The sequence below is a fragment of the Campylobacter sp. LR264d genome (assembly GCF_008633895.1).
Taxonomy (GTDB): domain Bacteria; phylum Campylobacterota; class Campylobacteria; order Campylobacterales; family Campylobacteraceae; genus Campylobacter_D.
This window is the reverse complement of the sequence record NZ_VJNT01000036.1, coordinates 1-5,464: the sequence shown is the minus strand read 5'-3', so window position 1 is coordinate 5,464 and position 5,464 is coordinate 1. Positions and strand designations below refer to the sequence as shown.

The window sequence follows — 5,464 nt, the reverse complement described above, 5'->3', positions numbered from 1 at the left end:
TAGATATGGCAAAAAGTGTAGGTAATGCTTATAAGGTATTTTCACAGCTTATTAATGAATCACAATTAAATTTTAGTATAAATAACATTGTTTTAGGTTTTGAATATGATAAAAAAAGCTTAGAAGTTATAAATATTTATTAACACTTAAACAAAATCAAAAAAACTTAAACATACTTTCACTTATTTTAAAGTCCAATTTTAATTTAAATAAAGGCATAGACATAAAAATTTAAGCACTTGTGTAAAATTTATATTATGCAAAAATTAAATATTAAAATTTTGTTTTAAATTTGTTTAATATTATTTATTTTATGCTAAGATTAGCCTTAAATTAATAAAAGGGCTTTTATAATGAGAGATAATTTGCTTAAAAAGACTTGTAAGGAGTTAAATATCACACAAAGCGAACTTGCTAAACTTCTTGGCTATCATTTTACAAGCTTTTCAAAATGGAGTAATAAAATTCCAAAAAATTCAGAAATTACCCTAAATTTACTTATAGAAAATCATCGTTTAAAAAAGCAAATAGCAGAATTTAAAAACGCTTTAAGGGTGCTTAGAGACTTAGAAAACTCATAATTACATTATCTCAAATCTAGCTAGTAAAAATAAGGCTTTGTTACAGTTTTCTTTGTTAATCTCATCTATATTTTTTGCTTCTGTAAATTTTATAATAACTGATTCGCCAATTTTTGCTACACTTTTTTTAAAGCTTATGTATTGATTTCTTTCGTTTTGTTTCATATCTAGCAAGGAACCTATTTTATTGTTTTTATAGCTATCTTGATTATTTAAAATTTCTTCTGTTTGATTGTAAATTTTATTTAATTTTTCAAGTAATTCATTTTCATTAATCTTTTTTAAGCACCATTTAGCCTTTTCAAAGGCCTCTTTTTTGTCAGTATAATTTTTAATCTCTTTATCTACACTTTCATCACTACAAGCCATTATAAACAAAGCAAAACAAAGACTTATAAGAATTTTTCGCATACTTTCCCTTTAAAGTTTTATAAGTAATTATATTTGCTTTTTTTTAAATTTGCTTAAATTTGTTAGTTTTTTTTTTTTTTAATATTTAGATTCTTTTGATAAAACGGCGACAAAAATATACTTTGAAAGGATAAAAATGAGAAAAAATCTCCTATTAGCTAGTGCTTTAGCATTATTTTTAGTAGGTTGTGGTAGCGATATACCTGGTCAGCCAAGTGGTACGGTTAGAGTTGTTGAAAGTACTTATCAAGGTAGTAGTTCTTTAGGTTCTATCATTCCTTATAATGAAGACTATCAAATTTATGGTATTAAAAGGGAATTTTATCCAAATGGGTCTTTAAAATCAGAACTTAGCTACAAAGCAGGAAGACCTGATGGAATAAGTAGGGAATTTTATGAAAATGGACATGTTCACGAAGAAAGTCGTTATAAAAATGGCTTAGAAACAGGAAAATTTGTAACATTTTACCCAGATGATAGTATTCAAATTGAAGGTGAAAAACTTAATGGAAATTTTGTAGGCTCCTTCAAAGAATACTACGAAATAAACAGCTTGAAAACGAAGCAAATTTTAATAAAAATGGTAAAAAAGAAGGTAAATTGAAAAAATACCTTGACAATGGTCAGTTGGTTATGGATGGGGCTTATAAAAATGACAAGCAAGATAGTTTATGGGTAATGTATTATGATAATGGTAAAAAGCATTCAGAAATTCATTTTAAAGAAGATAAGAAAAATGGCTTATTTAAGTATTATGATATAGAGAAGAAAGGTTGGTTAGCGAGGGTTCTTATTTAAACGATAACCCTGATGGTTTAATTAATGCCTATGTAAATTGGGTTAAACGCAGAGAATTCTAAAGACGTGGCGATAGAAATGTAGGTATTGCTAAGGTTTATGATGAATTTGGGAATTTAAATTTAGAACTAGATTATGATAATGTTACAAATAATTTTGTTAATTATAAAAAATTTAGCCCAGAGGGTAATATTACAAGTCAAGGTAGAGTATCTGTATTAGGTTATCTAAGAGATGATATGAACTCAATCACACCAAAGGATAGACAATTTTTACCAAATCAAAGATCAAATCGTCGTTAAATTTTTAACCTCAAATTTTAATCTTAAATTTAATTGGGGTTAAAAAAAATGGGGTTAAAAAACTTAAAAATTTTTAAAAACTCATTTAAATTTAAGCCAACATTAGCTAAAATCCAAAATTTATTACATTTTAAAGAAAGGAATTAATGTGCCAACCATAAATCAATTGGTTAGAAAAGAGCGTAAAAAGGTGCTAGAAAAGTCTAAATCACCAGCGCTTAAGAATTGTCCGCAAAGAAGAGGGGTTTGTACTAGGGTTTATACAACAACACCTAAAAAACCAAACTCAGCTTTGAGAAAAGTTGCCAAAGTAAGGCTTACAAGTGGTTTTGAAGTAATTAGTTATATCGGGGGCGAAGGCCATAATCTACAAGAACACAGCATTGTTTTAGTGCGTGGGGGTAGAGTTAAGGACTTACCTGGTGTTAAATATCACATAGTTCGTGGGGCATTAGATACTGCAGGTGTTGCAAAAAGAACTGTTTCTCGTTCAAAATATGGTGCAAAAAGACCTAAAGCTGGTGCGTCTAAATAGAGTTTAAGACAGGCAAATCCTAGATTTGATTTTGTTTGAGTAAAATATAAATTTTTAAGCTTAAAGCTTTTAAAATTGATTTAATTTGAAGGAAAAATTATGAGAAGAAGAAAGGCTCCTGTAAGGGAGATTTTACCCGATGCGATTTATGGCAGTAAGGTTATCACAAAATTCATCAATTCTTTAATGTACGATGGCAAAAAAAGCACTGCTACTACTATTATGTATGGTGCTTTAAAGGCCATTGAGAAAAAAAATCAAGAAAAAAAGGGTATTGAAATTTTTAATGAGGCCATTGAAAATATCAAACCTATTTTAGAGGTTAAATCTCGCCGTGTGGGTGGTGCTACTTATCAAGTACCTGTTGAAGTAAGACCTGCTAGACAACAAGCACTGGCTATTCGCTGGATTATTTCTTTTGCTAGAAAAAGAAGTGAAAGAACTATGATAGAAAAGCTTGCTGGTGAGTTATTAGATGCTGCAAATTCAAAGGGTGCTTCTTTTAAAAAGAAAGAAGATACCTATAAGATGGCAGAAGCAAATAAAGCATTTGCACACTATCGTTGGTAAGGAGAGAATATGTCAAGAAGTACTCCCTTAAAAAAGGTTAGAAATATAGGAATCGCCGCTCACATTGATGCAGGTAAAACTACTACTAGTGAAAGAATTTTATTTTTTACAGGAATGAGCCATAAGATAGGCGAGGTACATGATGGTGCTGCTACTATGGACTGGATGGAACAAGAAAAAGAAAGAGGCATCACAATAACCTCCGCTGCTACTACTTGTTTTTGGAATGGTTTTCAAATAAACTTAATTGATACTCCAGGACACGTTGATTTTACTATAGAAGTTGAAAGGTCAATGCGTGTGCTAGATGGGGCAGTAGCTGTTTTTTGTTCAGTAGGTGGGGTTCAACCTCAAAGTGAAACCGTTTGGAGACAAGCAAATAAATATGGTGTTCCTAGGATTATTTTTGTTAATAAAATGGACAGAATAGGGGCAAATTTCTACAATGTAGAAAAGCAAGTTAAAGAAAGATTAAAGGCTAATCCTGTTCCTATTCAAATTCCTATAGGGGCAGAAGATGATTTTAAAGGCGTTGTAGATTTAGTTAAAATGAAAGCTTTGGTTTGGGAAGATGATACTAAGCCAACTGATTATGTAGAACATGAAATTCCTGCTGAACTTAAAGAGAAGGCAGAAGAATATCGTACAAAGATGATTGAAGCCATTAGTGAAACAAGTGATGAGTTAATGGAAAAATATCTAGGTGGAGAAGAGTTAAGCGATGAAGAAATCGTAACGGGGATCAAAGCCGGTTGTTTAAGTCTTTCAATGGTGCCTATGCTTTGTGGTACTGCTTTTAAAAATAAAGGTGTTCAACCCTTGCTTGACGCTGTCGTTTCTTATTTACCTGCACCTGATGAAGTTGCAAATATTAAGGGCGAGTATGAAGATGGCACTGAAACTTCTGTAAATTCAAGCGATGATGGCGAATTTGCCGGACTTGCCTTTAAGATTATGACTGATCCTTTTGTAGGACAACTTACCTTTGTACGTGTTTATCGTGGAAGTTTAGAGAGTGGTTCTTATGCTTATAATTCTACTAAGGATAAAAAAGAAAGAATCGGTCGTTTATTAAAAATGCATTCTAATAAAAGAGAAGAGATAAAGGTTCTTTATGCTGGTGAAATCGGTGCTGTGGTAGGACTTAAAGAAACATTAACAGGGGATACACTTTCAAGCGAAAAAGATAAGGTTATACTTGAAAGAATGGATTTTCCAGACCCTGTTATTAGTGTAGCTGTTGAACCAAAGACTAAGGCTGATCAAGAAAAAATGTCTATAGCCCTTGGAAAACTTGCACAAGAAGACCCTAGCTTTAGAGTGAATACTGATGAAGAAAGTGGGCAGACTATTATCTCTGGTATGGGTGAGCTACACCTTGAAATTATTGTAGATAGAATGCTTAGAGAATTCAAAGTAGAAGCAGAGGTTGGACAACCTCAAGTTGCTTATAGAGAAACTATAAGAAAGGCTGTTGAACAAGAATATAAATACGCTAAACAATCAGGAGGTCGTGGTCAATATGGACATGTATTTTTACGACTTGAACCACTTGAACCAGGTAGTGGCTATGAATTTGTAAATGATATCAAGGGTGGCGTAATTCCTAAGGAATATATCCCTGCTGTTGATAAGGGCATACAAGAAGCCTTACAAAGTGGGGTTTTGGCAGGTTATCCTGTCGAGGATGTAAAAGTAACTGTTTATGATGGAAGTTATCATGAGGTGGATTCTTCTGAAATGGCGTTTAAATTAGCTGCTTCAATGGGCTTTAAAGAAGGTGCTAGAAAGGCTGGGGCTGTTATACTTGAACCTATGATGAAAGTCGAAGTTGAAACCCCGGAAGAATACATGGGCGATGTAATCGGTGATTTAAATAAAAGACGTGGACAAGTAAATTCAATGGATGAAAGAGGTGGTAATAAAATAATAACAGCCTTTTGTCCTTTGGCTGAAATGTTTGGTTATTCTACTGATTTGCGTTCTCAAACTCAGGGTAGGGCTACTTATTCTATGGAATTTGACCATTATGATGAAGTACCAAAGAATGTTTCAGAAGAAATTATCAAAAAACGCAATGGCTAAACGCCTTTAAGCCTTAAATTTATTTAAGGCTTATGTCCTCGTAGCTCAGCAGGATAGAGCGCAAAATTCCTAATTTTGAGGCCACAAGTTCGAATCTTGTCGGGGACACCACTAAGGACTATCTTATGCCTTAGAAACAAAACTAAAACCAAATAAATTTTATTCAACCCTTGGTATAGAAA

The 5,464-nt window shown here is 32.4% G+C and carries 7 protein-coding genes and 1 tRNA gene; 7 read left to right on the top strand and 1 reads right to left on the bottom strand.

Annotated elements, in window-relative coordinates; translation table 11 throughout:
- The first annotated feature begins 353 nt into the window (after positions 1-353).
- A complete protein-coding gene (locus FMM56_RS07255; RefSeq protein WP_150208220.1) occupies positions 354-581 on the top strand; it encodes a helix-turn-helix domain-containing protein in 228 nt (75 codons plus the stop codon).
- Here the strand turns inward: FMM56_RS07255 and FMM56_RS07250 are convergent, their stop codons facing one another.
- Entirely contained in the window at positions 582-992 is a 411-nt protein-coding gene (locus FMM56_RS07250; RefSeq protein ID WP_150141699.1) for a hypothetical protein, read from the bottom strand. It abuts the gene before it with no gap.
- Positions 993-1,128: 136 nt separating this feature from the next.
- Here FMM56_RS07250 and FMM56_RS07245 point away from each other — a divergent pair, with 136 nt between their 5' ends.
- The 6 genes from FMM56_RS07245 (at position 1,129) to FMM56_RS07220 (ending at position 5,393) form a co-directional block, all read left to right on the top strand.
- The gene (locus tag FMM56_RS07245; protein ID WP_150208217.1) at positions 1,129-1,596 is read left to right on the top strand and encodes a toxin-antitoxin system YwqK family antitoxin; all 468 of its coding nucleotides are present in this window, start codon (positions 1,129-1,131) and stop codon (positions 1,594-1,596) included.
- Complete coding sequence (locus FMM56_RS07240; RefSeq protein WP_150208215.1) at positions 1,593-1,790, top strand: hypothetical protein; 198 nt, start codon at positions 1,593-1,595, stop codon at positions 1,788-1,790. The genes FMM56_RS07245 and FMM56_RS07240 overlap by 4 nt, the downstream gene beginning before the upstream one ends.
- Positions 1,791-2,240: 450 nt before the next feature.
- Positions 2,241-2,627 carry a 30S ribosomal protein S12 gene (rpsL, locus tag FMM56_RS07235; protein ID WP_150141695.1) on the top strand — a complete coding sequence of 129 codons (387 nt, stop codon included), beginning with the start codon at positions 2,241-2,243 and terminating at the stop codon, positions 2,625-2,627.
- Positions 2,628-2,726: 99 nt separating this feature from the next.
- The gene (rpsG, locus tag FMM56_RS07230; protein ID WP_150141694.1) at positions 2,727-3,197 is read left to right on the top strand and encodes a 30S ribosomal protein S7; all 471 of its coding nucleotides are present in this window, start codon (positions 2,727-2,729) and stop codon (positions 3,195-3,197) included.
- 9 nt (positions 3,198-3,206) lie between these two features.
- The gene (fusA, locus tag FMM56_RS07225; RefSeq protein WP_150151281.1) at positions 3,207-5,282 is read left to right on the top strand and encodes an elongation factor G; all 2,076 of its coding nucleotides are present in this window, start codon (positions 3,207-3,209) and stop codon (positions 5,280-5,282) included.
- A 34-nt stretch (positions 5,283-5,316) separates the two neighbouring features.
- Positions 5,317-5,393 (top strand) — tRNA-Arg (locus tag FMM56_RS07220).
- The last annotated feature ends 71 nt before the right edge of the window (positions 5,394-5,464 follow it).